Source organism: Pseudonocardia halophobica, from assembly GCF_050948485.1.
Lineage (GTDB): Bacteria > Actinomycetota > Actinomycetes > Mycobacteriales > Pseudonocardiaceae > Pseudonocardia > Pseudonocardia halophobica.
In genome coordinates this window covers 2,173,630-2,195,426 of record NZ_CP192046.1, presented here as the reverse complement: position 1 = coordinate 2,195,426, position 21,797 = coordinate 2,173,630, and the positions used below count along the sequence as shown (strand labels likewise).

The following is a 21,797-nucleotide window of genomic DNA, read 5'->3' as shown; positions in this document are numbered from 1 at the left end:
GGAGCGGGTCCCCGCGGGCGACCAGCTCGTCGGCCCGCGTGAAGGCCACGTCGCCCGACTGGTCCGTGCGCCGCACGACGGCCCCCGACGCCGTCAGAAGGTCCAGCAGGCCCGGGTTCGGGTGCCGGTAGGAGTTGCCCGCGCCCACGCTGACCAGGGCGACCCGTGGCGCGACGGCCCGCAGGAAGTCCGGACTGGTCGAGCGGGAGCCGTGGTGGGGCACCTTGAGCACCTCCGCCCGCAGGTCCGCGCCGCTGTGCAGGAGGTCGGCCTGGGCGTCGAGCTCCACGTCGCCGGTCAGCAGGATCCGGCCGGCCGGTGTGGTCGCCCGGAGCACGACGGACGTGTTGTTCACGGCGGTGCCGTCCTCGCCGTCGACGTACTCCGGCGGGCGGTCCGGTGCCAGGACGTCGAGCGTGAGGGCGGGCCACGCGAGGCGACGGCCCGCGGTCAGCTCGAGCACCGGCGCGCCGGCGTCCGCCGCCTGCTGCGCGATCCGCCGCAGGGCCCCGGCCGGCTCGCGCGCCGGCCCCAGTGCGACCCCGCCGGCCGCCCGGCCGCGCAGCGCCCCCGCGAGACCGCCCATGTGGTCGGCGTGCAGGTGCGTGACCACCACGAGCGCCAGCGCGTCGACGCCGAGTCGGCGCAGACAGGCGTCCGTGGGGCCGTCGTCGGGACCGACGTCGACGAGGACCGCCTGGCCAGGAACGCCCGTGGCGAGGACGAGCGCGTCGCCCTGGCCGACGTCGCAGGCGACCACGACCCAGTCCGGGGGCGGCCAGCCGGGGCGGATCACGCGCGTGGGCACCAGGACGAGCGCCAGCCCGAGCACGACCGCGAGGACGAGCAGCCGGGAGCGGCGGAACCGGAGGAGCACCACCAGCACCAGCAGCACACCGGTCAGCAGGAGCGCGCCACCCACGCCGGCCGGCCAGGGCAGGACTGCTCCGGGAATCGCCGCGGCGCGGTCGGCCACCAGCACGAGCCACGCCACCGCGGGCCCGGCGAGCCACGCGCACGCGGTGGCCAGGCCGGGTGCCAGCGGGGAGACCACGGCAGCGAGCACGCCCAGGACCGTCGCCGGCGCGACCGCCGGTACCACCAGCAGGTTCGCCAGCACGGCCACGAGGCCGAGCTGGCCGCTGAGACCTGCGATCAGCGGAGCCGTGGCGACGCACGCGGCCGCGGGGACCGCGAGCATCTCGGCGACACCCTGCGGCACACCACGCCTCTGCAGCGCGGCGGACCACCCCGGCGCGACCAGGACGAGCGCCGCCGTCGCGAGGACGGACAGGGCGAAGCCCAAGTCGACCGCGAGCGCCGGGTCGACGACCAGCAGCACCAGCACGGCCGCGGCCACGGCCGGGACCGCCGATCGGCCCCGTCCGAGCGCGAGCGCCAGCAGCACGATGCCGCCCATGACCGCGGCCCGTACGACACTGGGTGAGGGCCGGGCGAGCACCACGAAGCCGACCAGGGCGGCCCCGGCCAGCACCGCGGACAGGCGGGGGTCGGCTCGGAACAGGCGGAGCAGGCCGAGCACGGCTCCGCCGACGATCGCGAGGTTCGCACCGGAGACCGCGGTGAGGTGGGTGAGACCGGCGGCCCGGAAGTCCTCCTCCACCTCGGTCGTCTGCTCGCGGGTGTCGCCGACTGCGAGGCCGGGCAGCAGACCCGCCGAGTCCTCCGGCAGCACGTCGGCGGCCCGCCGCAGGCCGTCGCGGAGTGCTCCGGCTGCGGTCTGCCACCACGGCGGCGGGCTCACGGCCGTCGGGGATCCGCGCACCCGCAGCACCGCGATGGTGAGGTCGGCCCGCTGGGCGGGGAGGAGCAGACCCTCGGCAGTGACCGTCTGGCCCGGGAGGAGGCCGCTCCACCCCTCGGCGGGCGCCAGCAGCAGGACGCGACCGCCCGACCGCCACTCCCCCGCACCGACCGTCGCGGTCTCCAGCTCGGCCTCGACCAGCATCCGGTCCGCTCCGACGTCCGCGCCGTAGGCGGGGCCGCGCAGGGGTCGTGGGTCGTCGGTCAGCGTGACCTGCAGGACCGCGGCCGATCCGCGCTCGGCGGCGGGGCGCAGCGGGTGGTCGTGGACGTGGAGGGCGTGCAGGCCTGCGAGCAGCCCCACGGCCAGGGCGCACCCGGAGGCGGCGAGCATGGCGGACCGGGTGCGGCCCGGTGCCCGACGAGTCGTCGCGATGAGCGTGGCCAGGGCGACGATGCAGGCGACCAGCGCGGCGAGCGGCCCTCCGAGCACCGCGCAGAGCACCGTCGCCCACGCGGCGAGGGCCGCCGGCACCAGGCGCAGGTCCGGCCGGGCCCGGGGTTCCTCGGCGACCGCCCGGCGCTCCTCGCGGGTCCTCATACGGTCACCAGCTCCCGGAGCTGTGCGAAGCGGCGCTCGCCGATGCCCTCCACCTCGCGCAGCTGGTCGACGCGGGCGAAGCGGCCGTTGCGGGTGCGCCAGTCGACGATGCGTTGCGCTGTGACCGGCCCGACGCCCGGCAGCGCGTCCAGCTGCTCGACGGTCGCGCGGTTGAGGTCGATCTTCCCGGCAGGTGCCGCACCGACGGCGTCACCAGCGGTCGGTGCGGGACCGGACGCGGCGCCGCCGGCGTCCGGTGCGGCCGGGACGCCGACCGCCACCTGCTCGCCGTCGGCGACGCGGCGCGCGAGGTTGACGCTCGCGAGGTCGGTGCCGGGCACCGCACCACCGGCGGCCTCGAGCACATCGGCCACACGGGAGCCGTCCGGAACGCGGACGAGACCGGGGCGACGGACCTTCCCCGACACGCTGACGACGAGTTCGGTCGGCGCCGTCGTGGGCGGTGCGGAGAGGCCGGGGCTCGACTCGACCGCCGTGTTCAGCGAGACGACGGGCAGCGGGGGTACCTGCTCCGCGCGGGGTCGTGCGCTCCAGACCCCGACGGCCGCCACCACGGCCGCCACCGCCGCGACCAGGACCAACGCGAGTGCGCCCGCGCGGCCGGGGTCGAGTCGGGAGCCGCGCCACGCGGTGGGGACCCAGCGCGAGGCGACGCGGGTGAGTCGGCTCGGTCGGCTGCCGGGACTCCGCGACCCCTGCTCCTCGTCGGCGTAGTCGTCGGGGTGCTCCTCGCCAGGCGCGAGGTGGTTGTCCGCCGGCTCGTCGACCTCGGCGAGCAGCGCTGCGAAGTGCGGGTTGCCGGAGGCGTGGTGAGGTGGCTCGTTGCGGGTCACGTCCGCCGTCCCGTTGAAGGACAGGGGCAGTGGCAGGGTGGGCGGGTCATCGGCGCCGGGGTCGGGGCTCAGAGGTATGGCCGGCCGGAAGACCCGAGGAAGTGGGCGGTGGCGAGGGACCTGCGCAGGCGGGGTTCTCGGTGCCGGGATCTCCTCGCCGCCCCGCTCCCTCACCGGGTAGGGGCGGCCCACGGGTGTCCCGAGCACCGCGGACAGCCGCGCCGCGGATCGGGTGTTCGGGGAGCTCCGTGCCACGCCCGCGACGCTAGGGCCGCCGACACCCCTTTCCCGGATCACTGCGTCGGCTGTGGACGGAGAGGGCGGGGTGGGGACAACGTCATCCACACGGGCCTCAGGAGCGCCGGATCTGTCGGGGGTGCCGGGCAGGATGGGGCGGGGTGCCGCGCCCAGGTCCGTTGCGGGTGGATGTGGCGCAGGCAGAGGAGCCCGGGGGCAGAAGGGCTGGCTGCGTTCCTCACCAGAAGATCGCTGGTCGCGGTACCTGACGGCCGCCGGTGGTCGTCAGGCATCGCAGACGATGATCATGTTGGATCGACGCCCGGCACCAGCGGCCCTCGGCGCGGCCGTCACACGAGATCGCCAGTCGCTGCACATTCCTGGCCACTATGGGCGGCCAGGCACCGCAACTGACGATCATGCTGGTAGGCAGCACGGCAACCCGGATCTCGCCGCCGAGCCGCTCCCCGAGATCGCCGGTCACGTCACATCCCGGCCACCACCGGCCGCCGAGTACCGCAGACGGTGATCATGGGGGCTCGCGGAAGCGCGAGCGGGCCTCCACGCCGGGTGTCGCGCAAGATCGGCAGTCGCGGCTGCAGGAGCCGCCGTTATGGTCAACAAGCAGCGATCACGTTGCGACGCAGGCAGGGAGGCCCGGCTTTCGGGCAATGGCAGGGCTCAAGATCGGCGGTAGCGCTACTTCAGGGCTGCCGGTGCCGCCGTCATGGTCCGCGAACAGCGATCATCCTGCGTCGCGGCGTCAGGGAGACGCAGCCTCGGGGCCGGGCGTCGCCCACCAAGCGCCGGGAGCGGTGGTTCATGGCTGCCAGACGCGCCATGATCCGCCGCTGACGGTGATCATGCCGCAGCGCTGTCACCCGCAGTGGCGTCGGCGCGGACCGGATCAACGGCCCGCCTGCGCATGATCGGCGGTTGCAATGATCATGTGACAGCGGAGGGCACGGACCGGCGTACGCAGGGTCGCTCGGATCAGCATCTGCGGTCCGCGCCGCAGCCGCCAGGTACCGCGACCGGCGATCGGAACGTGGAGCCGCCTATCACCGCGGCACCACCACGACGCCCAGGGCGCCGTTGCCGACGTGGGCGCCGATGACGGCGCTGATCTCGGAGACCACCGGGCGGGGGGAGGCGGGGAGGTGTTCGGCGAGGCGGTCCGCGAGCTCCTCGGCGCGCCCGGGGACGCCGAGGTGATGCACCGCGAGGTCGGCCTCGGCGCCGGCGGCGGCGACCGCGTGCTCGACGAGCCGCTGGGTGGCGCGGGCGGAGGTGCGGACCTTCTCCAGAGCGGTGATGCGGCCGTCGACCAGGTGGAGCAGCGGCTTGACGGCGAGGACGGTGCCCAGCACCGCGGCCGCCGCGCCGATCCGGCCGCCGCGGCGGAGTCGGTCGAGCTCGTCCACACAGAAGATCACTCGGCACCGGGCGGCCACGGCCGCGGCGGCGGCCTCGACGTCGGCCGGGTCCGCGCCCTCGGCGGCAGCACGGTCGGCGGCGAGGACGGCGAACCCCAGACCCATGCCCAACGCTCGGGAGTCGACGACGCGGACCCGGCCCGGGTCGACCTCCTCGGCGGCGAGCCGCGCCGCGTCCCAGGTGCCCGACAGCTCACGGGAGAGGTGCACGGAGACCACCGCGGACGCTCCCGCCGCGAGCAGGTCGCGGTAGGTCTCGGCGAACGCCTCCGGGGTCGGGCGCGAGGTCTGGACGTCCAGCCGACGGTCGGCGATCGCCGCGCTCAGCTCGCCCGGACCGATGTCGACGCCGTCGCGCACCACGCGGTCGCCCAGCCGCACCTCGAGCGGAACGACGCGCACGGCGCCGGCCAGCGAGGACGGCAGGTCGGCCGTCGAGTCGGTCACCACCGCGACGCGGCCCGCGACCTCCTCGGCGCCGGCCCGGCCCGCTGCGCCCGCAGGCGCCTCGGCGCCGTCGGGCGCGGTGCCCTCCGCGCCCTCGGGGTCGGTCGCGCGGCCGGCTCGCTCGGTCACCGCTGCGGACCGCGGGTCGAGTGCGGAATCGGGCACGGGCCGAACCTAGAACCTCTCCAGTCGATCTCCAACCGGCTGCGCCGGTCGACGTCGCCGGCCGCTCACGACCCGCCGGGCCGCTCGCCGCCCACAGGATCGATCGCCCCTCGCGAAGCCGACCGCACCTGCCGAGCCGATCGCCGCCCGCAGGGTCGACCGCCACCTGCGGAGCCGATCGCCGCCCGCAGAGTCGATCGCCACCTGCACAGTCGATCGTCGCCGACGGAGCGGATCACGTTACCCAGCGGACCACGCTCGGCGGAGCCGCTTGCCGAGCCCGCCGACGCCCTGGCAGCCGATCACGACCGGAGGGGCAGATCCCGAGCACGGAAGCCGGATCACGAGCGGAACGACCGAGTTCCGCAGGCTGGCCGCTCACGGAGCGGTCGGCGGCCCTGCCCACCGATCACGCCTCCACTGCCGAAGTGCCAGGAGCCCCGACGACCTCCCCCGGACCACGCGACCCGATGCCACCGGAACCGGGCACCCGAGCGAGCTCCCCCCGCACCAGCTCGGCGAGCGTCTCCCCCACCCGCCGGTGCGCCTCCCAGCCCCAGTGCATCCCGTCGGGGTTGCCGCGTCCGCCCAGGACGTGCCCCGCGACCAGGGTGGGCGCGTCGAGCACCCGCACCCCGTGCGCGTCGGCCCAGATCCGGGTGGCCCGCTCGGCCGCCGCCCGCCCGGCGTGCACCCCGCCGTAGACCGCGGCCCGGTGCACCGACGGCAGCATCGCGACGACCGGGATCCCGGGCCGCAGCGCCGTCACGGCGGCGCGGCACCGTTCCAGGTACGACACCGTGAGCCGCGGGGGCAGCGCCACCGGCCCACCGCCCGGCAGCGCCGCGAACGCGCGCGACAGCCACGGCTGGGCCCGCAGGTAGCCGTCGCGCACGCGCCCCCGCACCGACGCGGGCCGCAGCACCGGGATCAGCTCCCGCATCGCCGTGGGCAGCGGCGAGGGCAGCGAATCCATCCCGCCCACCCCGAGCACCAGTGCGTCGACCCGCGGCATCGCCGCCCACACCCGCGGGTCGTGGGTCAGTGCGTGCCAGGCGTGTCGCGCCGTCCAGCCGATCCCGGCGACGAGCTCGACCCGCCCGCCGAGAGCCGCCGCGGCGACCTGCGGCCAGATCCGCGGGTGGTCCGCGGGTTCGGCCCGTTCGGGGCCGTGGAAGGCGAGCGAGTCGCCGAGGACCAGCAGCGTCGAAGGGGATGAGCGGATCCCCCCGTGTCCGAAGGCGCTCCGGTTCAGGGCCGATGGGTCCTCAGGAGGTGACACCGATGTTGTACCCGGACAGCCGCCAGCGCGGGTGGTCCGCGCGCCGCGCGACGACCGCCCATTTGCAGTTGCCCATGCCGCCGATGATCGGCCACACGGCCTCGGGCAGGTCCAGCAGCCCGGACACCAGGCCGCCGATCATCCCGCCGTGCGCCACGATCAGCAGGGACTGCGAGCCGGGCTCCTCGGCCAGGTCGACGTCGATCTCCTCGACGACCGGCAGCGACCGCCGGACGACGTCGACGCGGGACTCCCCGCCCGGCGGCGTCCACCGCGGGTCGCCGCGCCACTCCGCGATCTGGCCCGGGTAGTCGACCTCGACCTCGTCGACTCTGCGGCCCTGCCACTCCCCCAGGTGCGTCTCGCGCAGCCGCTTGTCGAGCTTGACCGGCAACCCCAGGACGTCGGCGATCGTGTTCGCCGTGTCGACGGCGCGGGCCAGGTCGGAGCTGACGACCCGGTCGAAGGGCATGGCGCCGAGGACCGGGGCTGCCCGCAGCGCCTGCTCGCGGCCCTCCTCGGTGAGCTGGGAGTCGATGTGGCCCTGCATGCGGCCGGCGACGTTGTAGTCCGTCTGCCCGTGCCGCAGCAGCACGACCCGCCGGAGAGTCACTCCGACTCCTCGGCCGGGGTGGTGCGGGCCTCGGGGAAGTCGAGGGCCGGGCAGTCCTTCCACAGCCGGTCCAGCCCGTAGAACCCGCGCTCGTCCGTGTGCTGGACGTGCACGACGACGTCCGTGTAGTCCAGCAGGACCCACCGGCCCTCGCGGGTGCCCTCGCGGCGGGTCGGCTTCACGCCGTGCTCGCGGAGCTTCTCCTCCACGCCGTCGACGATCGCCTGGACCTGCCGTTCGTTGGGCGCCGAGGCGAGGACGAAGCAGTCGGTGATCACGAGCTGCCCCGACACGTCGAGCACGACGATGTCCTGGGCGAGCTTGTCCGCGGCGGCGGCCACCGCCACCCGGGCGATCTCCACCGCCTCTGCCGTTGCCGCCACGCGGCCTCCCTCCGCGACGGCCGGACCTCGGCCTCGCCGCCCCAGTGTCGCAGGCCGCGCCGGGTGGGTCCGGTTCAGGCCGGGATACCGGTTCCCGCGGGCGCGTCCGGGGTGTAGAGCCGGCGCTTCGAGATGTACTGGACCACCCCGTCCGGCACGAGATACCAGACCGGCCGGCCGGCGGCGACGCGGTCCCGGCAGTCCGTCGACGAGATGGCCATGGCCGGCACCTCGACGAGCGTGACGGCGCCCTTCGGCAGGTGCGCGTCGGCCAGCTCGTAGCCGGGACGGGTCACGCCGACGAAGTGCGCCAGCGTGAACAGCTCCTCGACCTTGTGCCAGGACAGGATCTGGGAGAGGGCGTCGGCACCGGTGATGAAGTACAGCTCCGCGTCGGGCATCGCGGCGTGGATGTCCGCCAGGGTGTCGGCGGTGTAGGTCGGGCCGCCGCGGTCGATGTCCACCCGGCTCGTCATGAACCGCGGGTTCGACGCCGTGGCGATCACCGTCATCAGGTAGCGGTCCTCGGGCGGGCTCACCGCCCTCGCCGACTTCTGCCACGGCTGCCCGGTCGGCACGAAGAGGACCTCGTCGAGCGCGAACCGGTCGGCGACCTCGCTGGCCGCCACCAGGTGGCCGTGGTGGACGGGGTCGAACGTCCCGCCCATCACCCCGATCTTGCGCTGCATCGCGGCAGGATATCCCGCCCCGGAGGCCCGGTACGGACACACCGCCGCCTCACCCGGCGGGCTGAGCAGCGGCGACCCGGCCACGGGCCCGCTCGCACCGCTCGGCGTAGGCGACGGCCGCGGCGTGCGCCTCGGCGACCTCGACGGCATCACCCGTGCTGAGCAGGTCGAACTGCAGGCCGCGCCAGAGGGCGACGATCTCGCGGGCGATCGTGTCGGCCTCCGGGTCCGGCACGCCCTCGGCCCGCAGCCGCCCCGCGACGAGGTTGGTCCAGTCGTGCCCGACCCGGGCGAGGAACTCGTCGAAGCGGCCCGGCTGGTGCAGCGCCACGCCGTAGACCTCGAAGAACAGCCGATGGAACGGGTGGTTCTCGCGGGCGGCGATGCCGGTCCACACGGCGTCGAGGCGTTGACGGAGGGGGCCGGTGCCGTCGAGCGCGGTCAGCGCGGCCGCGAAGGTCGGGAACCGCAGCGAGGCCGCCATCAGCGCCTGTGCGATCAGTTGTTCCTTGGACCCGAAGTAGTACAGCAGCATCCGGTTGTTGGTGCCGACGGCCGCGCCGAGCCGGCGCAGCGTCAGCCCGGCGATGCCGTGCTCGAGGACGTAGTCCGCGATCAGGCCGAGCAGCCGGTCCCGCTCGGACTCCGGTGCCGCCATGGCGTCACCGTACCCACCGAGGGGCGGCCCGGACCCGCCAGCAGGGCGGCCTCGGCACAGCCGACGACGTACGGATGAGTCAGGAGCGCTCGTAGGCGTGGCGGAACTGCACGCTGATCCGGGCGGAGGCCGACCGCACCTTCGGCACGCTGTGCTGCCACGTCCGCTGGCAGGTCCCGCCCATCACCAGCAGGTCGCCCGGCCCGGGGAGGAACCCGACGGACGCGCCGCCGCCGTGCGGCCGCAGCCGGAAGGGCCGCAGCCCGCCCAACGAGATCAACCCGACGAGCGCGGTGTCCATCTCCCTGGCCACCCGGTCCCCGTGCCACGCCACGCTGTCCGCCCCGTCGCGGTACAGGTTGGCCCCGACCTGCGTGAACTCCTCGCCGTAGCGCTCGCTCAACAGGCGCGCGGCCTCGGCGAACACCGGTTCCGGGAGCCCCTGGCCGACGGTCCACCGGTGCGTGAGCCGCGGTTCGGGCAGTACCCGCTCGTACATCCGGACGTCCCGCTGCGCCCACGGCGTGCTCCGCAGCAACCGCGCGAACAGCTCGTCCGCCCCGCGCAGCCACCCGGGGACGAGGTCCACCCAGGCGCCGGCGCCCAGCTCGTGCCGGACCAGCCCGTGGAAGTCCGGGTCGACCTCGACGGCCGGAGCGCCCTCGTCGAACAACGACGGCTGCCACACCAGGTCCACTCCCATGGAACCGACGCTACCCTCTCTCGAACATCAGTTCGAGAGTTTTCGATCGAAGTCCCCACAGACTGCAGCCGGTCTTCGACCCCGAAATTCAGGGCCGACGTCACATTCCGGACGCCGAAACGCAGGTTAGCCTTCCCTCTGCTCGCCGCCGAGAACATGGAGCCCCGATGACCCCACGCCGTGCCCGCCGCCTGCTCACGACCACCGTCGCGGTCGTCGGGGCGCTCCTCCTGTCGGCCTGCGGCGGCGACGCCGCCGGCGGCGAGCAGCCGGCGGCGCCGCGCACCGTGGGCCACGCGCACGGCGAGACGCAGGTGCCGGCCGACCCGCAGCGGATCGTCGTGCTGGAGCCCGTACAGCTCGACACCGCGGTCGCGCTCGGACGCGTGCCGGTCGGGGCCGCCGTCCTGAGCACCGCCGCCGGCGTCCCGGCCTATCTGGGCGAGGAGGCGAAGGCCGTCGATCCGGTCGGGACCGTCGCCGAGCCGTCCCTCGAGCAGATCGCGGCGCTGAAGCCGGACCTGATCCTCGGCACCGAGTCCCGGCACCGCGAGCTCTACCCGCAGCTCGCCGCCCTCGCGCCCACCGTGTTCATGGCCAGCCAGGCCGACCCGTGGCAGGACAACGTCCGGTTCGTCGGGCGGGCGCTCGGCGCGGAGGACGCGGCGCAGGGCCTGCTCGACCGGTACCACCAGCGGTGCGACGAGGTGGCCGCCACGCACCGCACGGCCGGCCGGACCGCACAGCTCATCCGGCCCCGCGAGGGGGTGCTCACCCTCTACGGCCCCACCTCCTTCGCCGGCAGCACGCTCGAGTGCGCCGGCTTCACGACCCCGTCGCGGGACTGGGAGAACTCGATCTCGGTGGACCTGTCCCCGGAGCTCGTCCTGGAGGTCCGGGCCGATCTCGTGCTGGTCACCGCGACCAGGGCCGGCGACGAGACGGTCGTCCCGCCCGCGGTGGCGGCGGTGCGGACCGAGTCCTTCCCGAACCTGCACGTGGTGGACCAGTCCTTCTGGATCACCGGCGTCGGGCCCCGGGGCGGACTGGCCGTGCTCGACGACCTCGAGCGCATCCTGGCCGGACGCACCGCATGACGCGGTCGTTCGACACCTCGCCGAACGTCCTGTTCGACACCCGGGTCGCCGGCGTCGACCGGCTCTCGCCGGGTTTCGTGCGCCTCACCCTGCACGGTCCCCAGCTGGCCCACTTCGTCGCGCACGGCCCCGACCAGCGGATCAAGCTCCTCGTCCCGCAGGGCGGCTATCCCGCCGCGTTCGCGCCCGGGACCGAGCCACTGCCGGAGCGGGACTGGCGTGCGATCTGGCGGAGCCTGCCCGACGCCGGGCGGCCCGCCCTGCGCAGCTACACGCCCACCGCGGTGCGGTGGGCGCAGCGCGAGATCGACGTCGACGTCTTCGTGCACGCCCGGCCGGGCCCCGCGAGCCGGTGGGCCGGCGCGGCCCGGCTCGGCGAACGCCTGCTGGTCTCCGGTCCGGACGTGCGCCGGGGCCGGCCCGGTCACGGCGTCCAGTGGCAGCCGGGCGGGGCCACAGCCGTACTGCTCGCCGCCGACGAGGCCGCGCTGCCCGCCCTCCGCGGCATCCTCGCCTCCCTCGGCCCGGGGGTCGGGGGCACGGCGCTCGTCGAGGTGGGTGATCCGGCCGACGCCGCCGGCCTGCCCGCGCCGCCCGGTGTCGTGACCGCCCTGTGCCCGCGCGGGAGCCTGCTCGCCGCCGTCGAGGAGTGGGCGGGCGGCCGGGGGGTCTCCGCCGCAGCGCTGGGCGGGGAGTTCTACGCCTGGGCCGCGACCGAGAGCTCCCGCGTCGCCCGGGTCCGCACCCTGCTCGCCGGGGCCGGGATCGCGGCGGACCGGATCCACACCCAGGGCTACTGGCACGACCGCCGCCGCGCGGGGTAGCCGAAGGCCGGCGCAGTCCGGCACCCGAACGGAAGCTCGGTGCGGCGCACCATCTGCATCCCATGATCCGGGAGCACTTTCTCAATCTCTGATATCACGGCGTACGGTCCACCCATGCCCACCACCACCGCCTCCCGCCGCCGCTGGGTGGTGCTCGCGATCGGCGTCCTCGCCCAGACCTCGGCCTGCGCGTTCGTCTACGGGGTCCCGTTCCTGGTGCCGGGGCTGCGCGACGCGATGGGCCTGTCGCTGGCCGCCGCGGGCACCTTCGTCGCCGCGCCGACCACCGGCCTCCTGCTCACGCTGATCGCGTGGGGCGCGGCCGCGGACCGGTTCGGCGAGCGGAAGGTGATGGCCTCGGGGCTGCTGCTGGCGGGGCTCGTGGTCGGCACGGTCGCGCTGCTGCCCCACCCGGGGCACGCCGCCGTGCTGGGCCTGCTGGCCGTGGGCGGGGCGGCGTCGGCCAGCGTGTTCGCCGCGAGCGGCCGGATGATCATGGGCTGGTTCCCGCGCACCGAGCGCGGCCTGGCGATGGGGATCCGACAGACCGCGCAACCGCTCGGCGTCGCACTGGCCGGGCTGGTCCTGCCGAGCCTGGCGGAGCGGACCGGCGCGATCGGCGCGCTGATCGTCCCCGCCGCGCTCTGCCTGCTCTCGGCCGTGCTGGTCGTCGCGTTGGCCCCCGACCCGGCGCGGCCGCCGCGGACCGAGGGTGTGCGCGAGGGCTCGCCGTACGGGACGCCGGTGCTGTGGCGGGTGCACGCGGCGAGCGCCATGCTGGTCGTCCCCCAGTTCGCGATCAGCGCCTTCGCCACGGAGTACCTGGTGCGCCAGCAGGGCTGGAGCGCCACCGGGGCCGGTGCGTTCGTCGCGGTGATCCAGATCGCGGGCGCGCTCTCGCGGATCGGCTCCGGCGTGTGGTCGGACCGGGTCGGGTCGCGGCTGCGGCCGATGCGGCAGCTCGCGGTGGGCGCGACGCTCGTCCTCCTCGTCTTCGCCCTGGGCGACGCGGTCGCCCCGTGGCTGGCCGTCGCCGCACTGGCCGTCGGCGGGATCGTCACCGTGGCCGACAACGGGCTGGCCTTCACTGCGGTCGCCGAGATCGCCGGGGCGACGTGGTCGGGGCGGGCCCTCGGCATCCAGAACACCGGGCAGAACGTCGTGTCGTCGCTGACCCCGGTCGCGCTGGGCGCGGTCGTCGGAGCGGCGGGCTACGCGCTCGGGTTCGTGGTCGCCGCGGCGGCGCCGCTGGCCGCGATCGCCCTCACCCCGGTGCGGGACGAGCCCGAACCCAGCTGGTGAGTCAGCCGACGCCGGCGTCGAGGGCCGCGGCGAGGAAGCGCAGCTCGGGCCGCAGGTCGAGCCGGGCCGGCGACCCCTCGTCGGCGTGCCGGTAGACCGAGTGCCGGTAGCTCAGCGTCGACGCCAGCAGCAGCGCCGCGCTGTCGACGCCGGTCCCGTCGCCCTTCCGGGCCCCGAGCAGCACGGCCCGGATCTCCTCGACGAACCGGGCGAACCGGCCGTGCAGCGCGTCGCGCACCGCGGGGTGGGTGTCGGCCTCGCGCCACAGCAGGTGGGAGACCACCGCGGAGGACCCGAGCCGCTCGTCGAGCACCGCGACGAGCCGGCAGAGGCTCTCCGCGACGTCGCCGGGCACGACCACCGCCGCCCGGTCGACGGTCTCCTCCGGCAGCCGCCCGACCAGCGCGGAAAGCAGGTCGACCTTCTTCGCGAAGTAGTAGTGCACCAGGCCCTTCGGCACGTCGGCGCGCTCGGCGATCTTCGAGGTGGGCGTCGCGTCGAACCCCCGCTCGGCGAAGAGCTCCTCCGCCGCGGCCAGGATGCGCTCGCGCGCCGGTTCCGGTGCGGTCATCGCCTCCCATCCTGCACGCACGAGGGGCCGCGACCCCCGCGGGTCGCGGCCCCTCGTCCCTCGATCGGTCAGTGGGTTCCGGCCAGCCCGCGGTGGGCGCTGGTGGCCGCCGGCAGGGCGCTCGCGGCGACCAGCACCGCGAGGACACCGGCGACCCACGAGGTCCACGCGGCCCCGGTGAGGTCGCTGAAGCCCATCACCCACGGGGCGATGAACAGCAGCACACCGAGCACGCCGTGCCCGTACTCGCTCGCCACCGAACCCGGTGCGGCGAGCGACCACAGAGCGGTCAGGGCGAGCACCACGCCGAGGACGACGAGCGTCCACGCCGCGGCCGCGTCCGTGGCCACCACGACGGGCGACAGGGCGGCCAGGACGCCGATCACCAGGGCGACCCAGTCCTGCCACCGTGTCCACGCCTTCGCGGTCATCACGATCACTTCCCTCCAGGAGACCTTCCCGATGCCTCCGGTCTACGCCTTGACTGGCCGACCGGTCAACTTCGTCGCCGAGTGATCCACGACTCGCCGGCCGGCGTGCCGACCGGCGAGCGCGCAGGTCAGCGGCGGCTGCGGGTGGCCGCCTCGGCGAGCACCGGCAGGTAGGCGTCGAGCACCCACGGGATCGACAGGACCGACGGCGACGAGCTGGCCGCCACCCGGTCCGCCCCGATGATCGGCGCGTAGCCCCCGGCCTTCACGGCGGGCATCTCCTGCACGGCGGGGTCGGCGCGGAACGCGGCGTCGAGGTCCGGCGTGCCGAAGAACCCGACGAGCAGGTCGGACTGCAGCCGCGGGACCAGCTCGGCGCTGACCGTGTAGTAGACCGCCTCGCCCCCGGGGGCGTTCTGCTCGACGAAGGGCGCCGACGTCATCCCGAGGTCCTCCAGCAGCCGGACCCGGACGTCCGTCGGCCGGAAGATGCCGAGCTGCCCGCCGTCCATCCCGCCGGTGTAGGCGAACGTGGCCGCCGCGAGCTGCGGGTACTCCGACGTGGCCGCGGCCAGCCGGGACTGCGTGGCCACGACGAGCTCCTCGGCCCGGGTGCTGCGGCCCAGCGCGCGGCCGGCGATCCGGGTCTGCTCCTGCCAGCTCGTGGAGTACGGCGCGTCCGGGTAGGCGACGACGGGGGCGATCCGGGAGAGCGTGTCGTACTCGTCCTGGGTGAGTCCGGAGTAGGTGGCGAGGATCAGGTCGGGCTGCGCGGCGGCGATCGCCTCGAACGCGATCGGCTCCGGCGACCGCCCGACGACCTGCGGCATCGGCTTGCCGGCCAGCGCGTCCCGGACCCACGGGAGCACCCCCTCGGCATCTCCGCCGTAGTCGAAGAACGGCATCGCGACGGGCACCACGCCGAGCGCGATCGCCACGTCCTGGTTGGCGGCGCTCACCGTCGCGACGCGGGTGGGCTCGGCCGCGATCGTCGTGGTGCCGAACTTGTGCGTGATCGTGACGGGGAAGCCGTCGCCGCCGCCCGCGGAGGACGGCGTGTCGCCGCCGGACGCGCACCCGGCGAGGGTCAGCGCGGCGAGGCCCGACGCGGACAGGACGAAGGAACGGCGGGACAGGGTCGGCACGTGCATGGCTCCCCGGGACGTCGTGACAGTACATCGGTGAGCCTAACCTCAGTACCGTAGGATCCTGCACGAATCGGACACACCCCGCGCACGCCATACTGGGCCGGTGATCGGGCGCGGCAGGCGGGAGCGGAAGGCCAGGGAGAGCTCGGAGAGGGCGGTGACCGCGGCGCTCGACCTCATGGAGGGCCGGGCCCTGCACGCCGACCGGGTCGACTGGTCCGCTGCCCGGACGGACGTCCTCGGCGCGCTCGACGACCCGGAGCAGCTCGAGCTGAAGCTGTTCCACCTCGTCAGGCAGGCAGGTGGGCCGCACGGAGGCGTCCGCCGCGCCCGGCCGGCGACCGGTGCGCCGGAACTGCCGCGGGTCGAGGAGCAGGGTGACGCGGTCGTCCTCAGCCTGCCCTCCTGTGCCGAGCACGACGCCCGGACCTACGTCGACGCCGCCCGCGCGGCCCTCGGCGGCCGCAGCGCCGAGCGGTGGATCGTGGACCTGCGCGGCACCGGCGGCGGCTCGCTGTGGCCGCTGCTCGCCGCCGTGGCACCGCTCCTCGGCGAGGGCGAGGTCGGCGCGTTCGTGGACCGGAAGGGCGGCCGCACCCCGTGGACCGTGCGCGACGGCGTGGTCTCGCAGGGCGGGACCCCGCAGCTCCAGGGCCCACCCGGCCGGTTCGACGGACCCGTCTCCGTGCTGACGGACGGGAACACGGCGAACTCGGGCGAGGCCGTGGTCGTCGCCTTCCGCGGCCGCCCCGACGCCCGCTCCTACGGCGCCCCGACCCTCGGCTTCAGCACCGGCGTCGAGTCCGCGCCGCTGCCCGGTGGGCTGGTGCTCACGGTCGCGACCAGCCGCTTCGCCGACCGCACCGGCCAGGTCTACGGCGGCCCCGTCACCCCCGACGTCCCCAGCGACGACCCGCTCAGCATGGCCCTCTGGGACCTGTGAGTGGGCGTCAGACGGGCAGGAGGGCCTCGACGACGTCGGCGAGCTGGCCCGCGGTGCGGCACTCGTGCATCGGCAGGACGTCGGCGTAGCGGTGCGCGGCGGAGTCGCCGGTCCCCCACTGCCGCTTCGGCTCCGGGTTGAGCCAGTGCGCGTGCCGGGCCTGCCCGACGAGCCGGCGCAGCACGGCGAGGTTGGGGTCGCGGTAGTTCGTGCGGGCGTCGCCGAGGATCAGCAGCGAGGTCCTCGACGTGATCGCCTCGCCCCAGAACTCGGCGAAGCTGCCCAGCGCGTGCCCGTAGTCGGAGTGCCCGTCGAAGGCGGTGAGGTCGGCCTCACGCAGCACCCGCTGCATGACCCCGGACAGCTCCGCGCCGGGCTCGAACAGGTGCGTGACCTCGTCCGTCTTCTCGACGAACGCGAACACCCGCACCTTCGAGAACTGCTCGCGCAGCGCCTGGACCAGCAGCAGCGTGAAGTGCGAGAACCCGGCGACCGAGCCGGAGACGTCGCAGAGGATCACCAGCTCCGGGCGCCCCGGGCGGCGGGTCTTGTAGGCGGGCTTCATCGGCACCCCGCCGGTCGACATGGACCGCCGCAGCGTGCGGCGCATGTCCAGGGTGCCGCGCTTGGCGTGCTTGCGGCGCACGGCGAGCCGGCTCGCCAGCCGCCGGGCCAGCGGGTGCACGGTGCGGCGGAGCTGGGCGAGCTGCTCGGCGTAGGCGGAGAGGAACTCGACCTGCTCGGCCTGCTTGGGCACGGCCGTCTTCGCGACCTGGTCCCGGCCGCGCTGTTCCGCGGTCCGGCGCCGCACCTCGTCCTGCACCATCTTGCGGAACCGGGCGATGCGGTCGCGGATCTCGCGGCGGCGGACCTCGTCGGTGAAGTCGTCCGTCGGGTCGCCGTCCTGGCGCATCCCGTCGAGGATCCGGGCGAGCAGCGTCTCCGGCGACATCAGCCGCAGGGCCTGGTACGCCGACCAGCTGGGCTGGCCGTTGACGCCCTGGACGCCGGTGCCACTGGCCCCGGCGGTGCCGAGCGCGTCGACGGCCGCGCGGGCCAGCTCGCGCAGTGCCTCCTCGTCGCCGGCGAGCAGCAGGTCGGCGAGGAGATCGCGCAGGGCGTCGACGTCGACCGGGCCCTCCGACCCGTCGTCCGTCTCCGTGCGCGGCACCTCCACGTCCTGGGCGCCGACCCCGAGGGCGGGCGGGAAGTACAGGTCGAAGAGGGTGTCGAAGACCTCGCGCTGGCCGGAGCGGCGCAGCAGCGCGGACGCGAGCCCCTCGCGCAGCTCGCGCCGGCGCAGCAGGTCGAGCGCGCCGACGACCTCGGCCGCGTCGACCGTCTCGCCCGGCCCGACGGCCACGCCGTGCCGGCGCAGCGCGCCGACGAAGTCGACGAGGTGACCGGGCAGCCCGTGCTCGGGGGTCGTGACGGCCATCGGGGCCTCCTCGGTTGGACGGCTCAGTTCAGCCGGAGTTCCGCACTCGCCTTGACCTGGTCGGACTGGTGCTTGAGGACGACGCCGAGGGTCTGCCGGACGGCGTCGTCGTCGAGGGTGTCGAGGCCGAGGGCCAGCAGCGTGCGACCCCAGTCGATGGTCTCGGCGACGGACGGGACCTTGCGCAGCTCCATGGCCCGCAGCACCCGCACGGTCCGCACCAGCGCGTCGGCCAGCGCCTGCGGCAGCTCCGGGACGCGGGTCAGCACGATCCGGCGCTCGAGGTCCGGGTCGGGGAAGTCCAGGTGCAGGAACAGGCAGCGGCGCTTGAGCGCCTCGGACAGCTCGCGCGTGGAGTTCGAGGTCAGCAGCGCGAACGGCTTGCGGGTCGCGGTGACCGTGCCCATCTCCGGGATGGAGACCTGGTAGTCCGACAGGACCTCCAGGAGCAGGCCCTCGACCTCGACGTCCGCCTTGTCCATCTCGTCGATGAGCAGGACCGTCGGGTCGTCCCGGCGGATCGCGGTGAGCAGCGGGCGCGGGAGGAGGAACTCCTCGGAGAACACGTCGTCCCGGGTGGCGTCCCAGCTCTCGTGCCCCTGCCCGGCGGTGATCCGCAGCAGCTGCTTGGCGTGGTTCCACTCGTAGAGCGCGCGGGCCTCGTCGATGCCCTCGTAACACTGCAGGCGCACCAGTCCGGAGCCGGTCGCGGCGGCGACCGCCTTCGCGAGCTCGGTCTTGCCGACGCCGGCGGGGCCCTCCACGAGGAGCGGCTTGCCGAGCCGGTCGGCGAGGTACACGGTCGTCGCGACGGCGGTCGACGCGAGGTAGCCGACGCCCTCGAGGCGCTCGGTGACCTCGTCGACCGAACCGAACAGCGGTGACTGGGTGGCCTTCACCCGGATCATCCTGCCTTGTGGGTACCGGCCCCGCCCAGCCGTGTTGCCGATCGGACGTTCAGTTGGGGGTGAGTGGTGCGTCACATCCCGACTCTCGGCCGAGCAGTCGCAGGGCCGTGGAGATCGGGTCGAGGAGCCGCGGCAGGGCCGGATCGAGCCCCTCCTCGACGTCGACGGCGAGCAGCCGTTGAGCACGACGTCGGCGCCGGCGGCCCCGGCGCGTTCCAGCGCGGGCCGCACCGCCCGCGCCCAGCGGCCGGCGTCCTCGATGTCCTCGACCGCGAGGTCCAGCACGGTGACCCCGAGGAAGGCGCCGGACCAGCCGTAGGCGGCGATCCGCGCCTCGAGCTCCGCGGCGATGGCGTCGTTGCGGGCGACCTCCGACGCCCGGACGTCGGCCTCGGTCTCCAGCGCGCGGGGCGCCTCCGGCCCGATGTCGTGCAGCTCGACCCGGACGCCCCGCGGCGCCAGCGCGTCGTAGCGGGCCTGGCGGCGGGCGACCTCGGCCTCGCCGACGTGGATCCGGGTCACGGCGTGGATGCGCACGACGGGTGCTCCTTCGGCTCGGCCAGACCGCGCAGCGCGTCCCCGACCCCGGGGAGGCCGGGCAACGCCGCACACACGGCCTGGATCGCGTCCACCGGCTCGCTGCCGCCGAGCAGGTCCGCGAGCAGCGTCGGCAACGTCTGCGTGGTGAACGGGTGATGGTCGGCGTCGCCCACCGGGTTCGGGGCCTCCGCGGTGACCGTCCCGGCCGCCGACCGGACGGTGACGCGCGCGGGGCGCTCCGCGGGCAGCCTGGCGTCGAGGTCGGGGGCGGCCCGGACCGTCACGCGGGCGGCCAGTGCCGCGGTCACGGGATCGGCGAGGGCCTCGGCCGACAACGCCGCGGGGTCCATCCGGCCGCGCCGCAGCGCCGTCGCGACCGTGAACGGCACCGAGAACATCGCGGCCAGCGGGCCGGTCCAGGCGCGGCGGTCGAGACCGGCGGCGAGCGAGTGCGTCTCGACCAGCACCTCCTCCACCTCCCCGCCGATGTCGTCGCGCAGCTCCAGCGCGGCGTCGACCGCCGCGTGGGTGAACGAGCACGAGGCGTGCCGCTTCACGTATCCGCCCTCGACCTCCCAGCGGCTGCCCGGAGCCGCGTCGAGCTCCGCCGGATCGAGCCCGCCCAGCAACTCCCCGAGCGATCCGGCCGCGGTCCCGGTCGAGCGGGCGAGCCCGGCTGCGGCCATCCGCGCCGCGGCGAGACCGGAGACGTTCGCCGCCCCCATCCACGCGTCCCGGACCCGGTTGCCGTCGAGCGCGCTGACGAAGTGCCCGGCGATCGGCATGCCGCTGCCGGCGTCGATCGCCCCGGCGGTGGCACCGGCGTCGAGCCCGAGCAGGCGCGCACAGCCCGCCGCCGCACCGGCCACGCCCCAGTTGCCGTGCGGGTGCGTGCCGGGGCGCAGCCGGGTGGCCCGGCCGAAGCGGGCCCCGACCTCGTAGGCCGCGAGCAGGGCGGCGAGGGTGTCCGGGCCGGACGCGTCCCGCTCGGCGGCCAGGGCCAGCACCGCCGGGAAGGCGTGCGCGGCGGGATGCCCCTTGGCCCGCTTGTGGCCCTCGTCGAGCTCGAGCCGGACGAGCGCGGTCGCGTTGAGCCACGCGGCCGCCTCGACCGTCGTCGTGCACCCGGCCCCGACGAGCGGCGCCGGGCCGGGTCCCGGCGACCAGGCCCCGACGAGCCGGCGCTGCTCGGGCTCGGGGCGCCGAGCGCCGTCACACCGAGGACGTCGAGGAGGACCAGGCCGAGCCGCTCCCGCGGCCCGGCCGGCACGTCGGCCCAGCGCAGCCCCGCGACCCAGGCCCCGAGCCGGTCGACGGCGGCGCGGACCTCGCGCTGCCGCACCTCAGGCGGTGGTGGCGGTCGAGCGGGTCGCGGCGCCCTCGGCCGTGCGGGCGGGCTCGCGCGGCACCAGCAGCATGAGCAGCGCACCGCCGACGGCGAGCACCGCCATCACGATGAAGCCGCTGGTGAACGTGCCGGTGCCGGAGACGATGAACCCCATGACCGACGGGGCCACGATGCCCGACGACGCGAAGGCGGCGTCGGCGAACCCGGCGGCGCTGCCCGGCTGGTCCGGGGCGGCGTCGATCGAGGCCACCCACCAGATGCCGCCGGTGACGAACCCGAAGCCCACGCCGCAGGAGATCGAGATGATCGCGACGGTCAGGCTGGGCACGAGCAGCATCGGGATCAGCGAGCACCCGGCGAGCAGCAGGGCCACGCCCATGACCGCGAACCGGCTGCGGATCCGCGGGCTGCGCCGGTACACCCGGTCGACCACGACGCCGCCGACGAGCGCACCGACCACGCCGGCCGCCCACGGGGCGACCGAGAACGCGCCGGCCTGCTTGAGGCTGAGCCCGTACGCGCTGGAGAAGAAGGTCGGCAGCCAGTACATGAAGGCCCAGAACATGAAGCCCCAGGCGAAGTACCCGCCGGCGACGACCCACAGGTTGCGGTTGGTGAGCAGCGGCCGCCAGCGCACGGGGGCGCGCTCCGGCCGGGCGTCGGCCTCCTGGCCCGCGGCGATGTAGGCGCGCTCGGCGGCACTCACCCGCGGCGACTCGTCCGGCAGGTCGCGCAGCAGCGCGAGCGCGACGAGCGCCCAGACGCCGCCGAGGATCGCCATCGTCCAGAACATCCCCTTCCAGCCCAGCGCCCCGATCAGCCAGGTGAGCAGCGGGCCGGAGATGAGCAGGCTGCCGGAGACCGCGACGCCGCCGCAGAGCGCGAGGGCGACGCCGCGCTCGCGCACCGGCAGCCAGCGGCTCACGGCACGGGTGGCGGCCGGGAAGGCCGGGGACTCCCCGATCCCGAGCAGCAGCCGCACGATCAGCAGGCCGGCGAAGGAGCCCGCCAACGGGATCAGTGCGACGGAGACGGAGAACAGCATCACCGCGGCCAGCAGGACCTTGCGCGTGCCGAACCGGTCGACCAACGGCCCCGACACGAAGGCGAAGACCATGTACCCGACCGAGAAGACGCTGCTGATGATCCCGTACTGCGCGGTCGTGATCCCGAACGCCTGCTCCAGCGGTTGGACCGCGTAGGAGATGGCGCTCCGGTCCACGTAGTTGATGACGATCAGGGCGATGACCACCCCGATCGTCACGAAGCGGAAGCGACTCTGCATCTCGTGTTCCTCGGATTCCCCGGCCCGGTCCGGCGACCGGCCGATGTCCGCGTCATCGCGTTCCTGCCAGCGGAACAATTCTGACGCTCCTTTGCGCGGAAATACTCCTCTTGCTGCTGCCCTACGTCAA

General features: G+C 75.0%; 20 protein-coding genes and 1 pseudogene. 4 read left to right on the top strand and 17 right to left on the bottom strand.

The window, feature by feature from the left end; genetic code table 11:
* Nucleotides 1-220 precede the first annotated feature (220 nt).
* The 10 genes and pseudogenes from ACQP04_RS10490 to ACQP04_RS10445 all read right to left on the bottom strand — a co-directional run.
* Nucleotides 221-1,969: pseudogene (locus ACQP04_RS10490) on the bottom strand (ComEC/Rec2 family competence protein); the annotation flags it as partial.
* A 392-nt stretch (nucleotides 1,970-2,361) separates the two neighbouring features.
* Nucleotides 2,362-3,219, bottom strand: a complete 858-nt coding sequence (locus tag ACQP04_RS10485; RefSeq protein ID WP_433506858.1) for a helix-hairpin-helix domain-containing protein — start codon at nucleotides 3,217-3,219, stop codon at nucleotides 2,362-2,364.
* Nucleotides 3,220-3,694: 475 nt separating this feature from the next.
* The gene (locus tag ACQP04_RS10480) at nucleotides 3,695-3,940 is read right to left on the bottom strand and encodes a hypothetical protein (protein WP_433506857.1); all 246 of its coding nucleotides are present in this window, start codon (nucleotides 3,938-3,940) and stop codon (nucleotides 3,695-3,697) included.
* A 577-nt stretch (nucleotides 3,941-4,517) separates the two neighbouring features.
* The gene (locus tag ACQP04_RS10475; RefSeq protein ID WP_433508343.1) at nucleotides 4,518-5,342 is read right to left on the bottom strand and encodes a DegV family protein; all 825 of its coding nucleotides are present in this window, start codon (nucleotides 5,340-5,342) and stop codon (nucleotides 4,518-4,520) included.
* Nucleotides 5,343-5,913: 571 nt separating this feature from the next.
* A complete protein-coding gene (gene octT / locus ACQP04_RS10470) occupies nucleotides 5,914-6,729 on the bottom strand; it encodes a diglucosylglycerate octanoyltransferase (RefSeq protein ID WP_433508342.1) in 816 nt (271 codons plus the stop codon).
* Between the two features lie 43 nt (nucleotides 6,730-6,772).
* Nucleotides 6,773-7,399: a histidine phosphatase family protein gene (locus ACQP04_RS10465; RefSeq protein ID WP_433506856.1), complete on the bottom strand. Its 627-nt coding sequence runs from the start codon at nucleotides 7,397-7,399 to the stop codon at nucleotides 6,773-6,775.
* Nucleotides 7,396-7,782, bottom strand: a complete 387-nt coding sequence (gene rsfS / locus ACQP04_RS10460; protein WP_037043406.1) for a ribosome silencing factor — start codon at nucleotides 7,780-7,782, stop codon at nucleotides 7,396-7,398. Before rsfS ends, ACQP04_RS10465 begins: the two co-directional genes overlap by 4 nt.
* A 74-nt stretch (nucleotides 7,783-7,856) precedes the next feature.
* On the bottom strand, nucleotides 7,857-8,471 hold the full coding sequence (gene nadD, locus ACQP04_RS10455; protein WP_433506855.1) for a nicotinate-nucleotide adenylyltransferase: 615 nt from the start codon (nucleotides 8,469-8,471) through the stop codon (nucleotides 7,857-7,859).
* Between the two features lie 49 nt (nucleotides 8,472-8,520).
* On the bottom strand, nucleotides 8,521-9,129 hold the full coding sequence (locus ACQP04_RS10450; protein WP_433506854.1) for a TetR/AcrR family transcriptional regulator: 609 nt from the start codon (nucleotides 9,127-9,129) through the stop codon (nucleotides 8,521-8,523).
* A 79-nt stretch (nucleotides 9,130-9,208) separates the two neighbouring features.
* On the bottom strand, nucleotides 9,209-9,832 hold the full coding sequence (locus ACQP04_RS10445; protein WP_433506853.1) for an alpha-ketoglutarate-dependent dioxygenase AlkB: 624 nt from the start codon (nucleotides 9,830-9,832) through the stop codon (nucleotides 9,209-9,211).
* A gap of 167 nt (nucleotides 9,833-9,999) precedes the next feature.
* Between ACQP04_RS10445 and ACQP04_RS10440 the strand changes: the two genes are divergently transcribed.
* The 3 genes from ACQP04_RS10440 (at nucleotide 10,000) to ACQP04_RS10430 (ending at nucleotide 13,055) form a co-directional block, all read left to right on the top strand.
* Entirely contained in the window at nucleotides 10,000-10,929 is a 930-nt protein-coding gene (locus tag ACQP04_RS10440; RefSeq protein ID WP_433506852.1) for an ABC transporter substrate-binding protein, read from the top strand.
* A complete protein-coding gene (locus tag ACQP04_RS10435) occupies nucleotides 10,926-11,753 on the top strand; it encodes a siderophore-interacting protein (protein ID WP_433506851.1) in 828 nt (275 codons plus the stop codon). The genes ACQP04_RS10440 and ACQP04_RS10435 overlap by 4 nt, the downstream gene beginning before the upstream one ends.
* Nucleotides 11,754-11,867: 114 nt before the next feature.
* Nucleotides 11,868-13,055 (top strand): MFS transporter, encoded by a 1,188-nt coding sequence (locus ACQP04_RS10430; RefSeq protein WP_433506850.1) that lies wholly within the window; start codon nucleotides 11,868-11,870, stop codon nucleotides 13,053-13,055.
* Nucleotide 13,056: 1 nt separating this feature from the next.
* On the opposite strand, the gene ACQP04_RS10425 is transcribed toward ACQP04_RS10430, so the two are convergent.
* From ACQP04_RS10425 to ACQP04_RS10415, 3 genes are all read right to left on the bottom strand, one after another.
* A complete protein-coding gene (locus tag ACQP04_RS10425; RefSeq protein ID WP_433506849.1) occupies nucleotides 13,057-13,626 on the bottom strand; it encodes a TetR/AcrR family transcriptional regulator in 570 nt (189 codons plus the stop codon).
* Between the two features lie 68 nt (nucleotides 13,627-13,694).
* A complete protein-coding gene (locus ACQP04_RS10420) occupies nucleotides 13,695-14,057 on the bottom strand; it encodes an SPW repeat protein (RefSeq protein ID WP_433506848.1) in 363 nt (120 codons plus the stop codon).
* A gap of 128 nt (nucleotides 14,058-14,185) precedes the next feature.
* Nucleotides 14,186-15,208, bottom strand: a complete 1,023-nt coding sequence (locus ACQP04_RS10415; RefSeq protein WP_433506847.1) for an iron-siderophore ABC transporter substrate-binding protein — start codon at nucleotides 15,206-15,208, stop codon at nucleotides 14,186-14,188.
* A 154-nt stretch (nucleotides 15,209-15,362) separates the two neighbouring features.
* Between ACQP04_RS10415 and ACQP04_RS10410 the strand changes: the two genes are divergently transcribed.
* Nucleotides 15,363-16,148 carry a S41 family peptidase gene (locus ACQP04_RS10410; RefSeq protein WP_433506846.1) on the top strand — a complete coding sequence of 262 codons (786 nt, stop codon included), beginning with the start codon at nucleotides 15,363-15,365 and terminating at the stop codon, nucleotides 16,146-16,148.
* Nucleotides 16,149-16,155: 7 nt separating this feature from the next.
* Here the strand turns inward: ACQP04_RS10410 and ACQP04_RS10405 are convergent, their stop codons facing one another.
* The 4 genes from ACQP04_RS10405 to ACQP04_RS10390 all read right to left on the bottom strand — a co-directional run bounded on the left by ACQP04_RS10405 (nucleotide 16,156) and on the right by ACQP04_RS10390 (nucleotide 21,667).
* Nucleotides 16,156-17,586, bottom strand: a complete 1,431-nt coding sequence (locus ACQP04_RS10405; protein ID WP_433506845.1) for a vWA domain-containing protein — start codon at nucleotides 17,584-17,586, stop codon at nucleotides 16,156-16,158.
* 23 nt (nucleotides 17,587-17,609) lie between these two features.
* The gene (locus ACQP04_RS10400) at nucleotides 17,610-18,494 is read right to left on the bottom strand and encodes an AAA family ATPase (RefSeq protein WP_037043371.1); all 885 of its coding nucleotides are present in this window, start codon (nucleotides 18,492-18,494) and stop codon (nucleotides 17,610-17,612) included.
* Nucleotides 18,495-19,012: 518 nt separating this feature from the next.
* A complete protein-coding gene (locus ACQP04_RS10395; RefSeq protein ID WP_433508341.1) occupies nucleotides 19,013-20,314 on the bottom strand; it encodes an MmgE/PrpD family protein in 1,302 nt (433 codons plus the stop codon).
* A gap of 63 nt (nucleotides 20,315-20,377) precedes the next feature.
* The gene (locus tag ACQP04_RS10390; RefSeq protein ID WP_433506844.1) at nucleotides 20,378-21,667 is read right to left on the bottom strand and encodes an MFS transporter; all 1,290 of its coding nucleotides are present in this window, start codon (nucleotides 21,665-21,667) and stop codon (nucleotides 20,378-20,380) included.
* Nucleotides 21,668-21,797: the final 130 nt, after the last annotated feature.

What these genes read in the sequence shown, in the direction of transcription:
- ACQP04_RS10405 (WP_433506845.1), bottom strand. Translation starts at nt 17,586, where the DNA reads ATGGCCGTCACGACCCCCGAGCACGGGCTGCCCGGTCACCTCGTCGAC.
- nadD (WP_433506855.1), bottom strand. Translation starts at nt 8,471, where the DNA reads ATGCAGCGCAAGATCGGGGTGATGGGCGGGACGTTCGACCCCGTCCAC.
- ACQP04_RS10445 (WP_433506853.1), bottom strand. Translation starts at nt 9,832, where the DNA reads ATGGGAGTGGACCTGGTGTGGCAGCCGTCGTTGTTCGACGAGGGCGCT.
- ACQP04_RS10450 (WP_433506854.1), bottom strand. Translation starts at nt 9,129, where the DNA reads ATGGCGGCACCGGAGTCCGAGCGGGACCGGCTGCTCGGCCTGATCGCG.
- ACQP04_RS10415 (WP_433506847.1), bottom strand. Translation starts at nt 15,208, where the DNA reads ATGCACGTGCCGACCCTGTCCCGCCGTTCCTTCGTCCTGTCCGCGTCG.
- ACQP04_RS10440 (WP_433506852.1), top strand. Translation starts at nt 10,000, where the DNA reads ATGACCCCACGCCGTGCCCGCCGCCTGCTCACGACCACCGTCGCGGTC.
- ACQP04_RS10430 (WP_433506850.1), top strand. Translation starts at nt 11,868, where the DNA reads ATGCCCACCACCACCGCCTCCCGCCGCCGCTGGGTGGTGCTCGCGATC.
- ACQP04_RS10390 (WP_433506844.1), bottom strand. Translation starts at nt 21,667, where the DNA reads ATGCAGAGTCGCTTCCGCTTCGTGACGATCGGGGTGGTCATCGCCCTG.
- ACQP04_RS10425 (WP_433506849.1), bottom strand. Translation starts at nt 13,626, where the DNA reads ATGACCGCACCGGAACCGGCGCGCGAGCGCATCCTGGCCGCGGCGGAG.
- ACQP04_RS10400 (WP_037043371.1), bottom strand. Translation starts at nt 18,494, where the DNA reads ATGATCCGGGTGAAGGCCACCCAGTCACCGCTGTTCGGTTCGGTCGAC.
- ACQP04_RS10420 (WP_433506848.1), bottom strand. Translation starts at nt 14,057, where the DNA reads ATGACCGCGAAGGCGTGGACACGGTGGCAGGACTGGGTCGCCCTGGTG.
- ACQP04_RS10435 (WP_433506851.1), top strand. Translation starts at nt 10,926, where the DNA reads ATGACGCGGTCGTTCGACACCTCGCCGAACGTCCTGTTCGACACCCGG.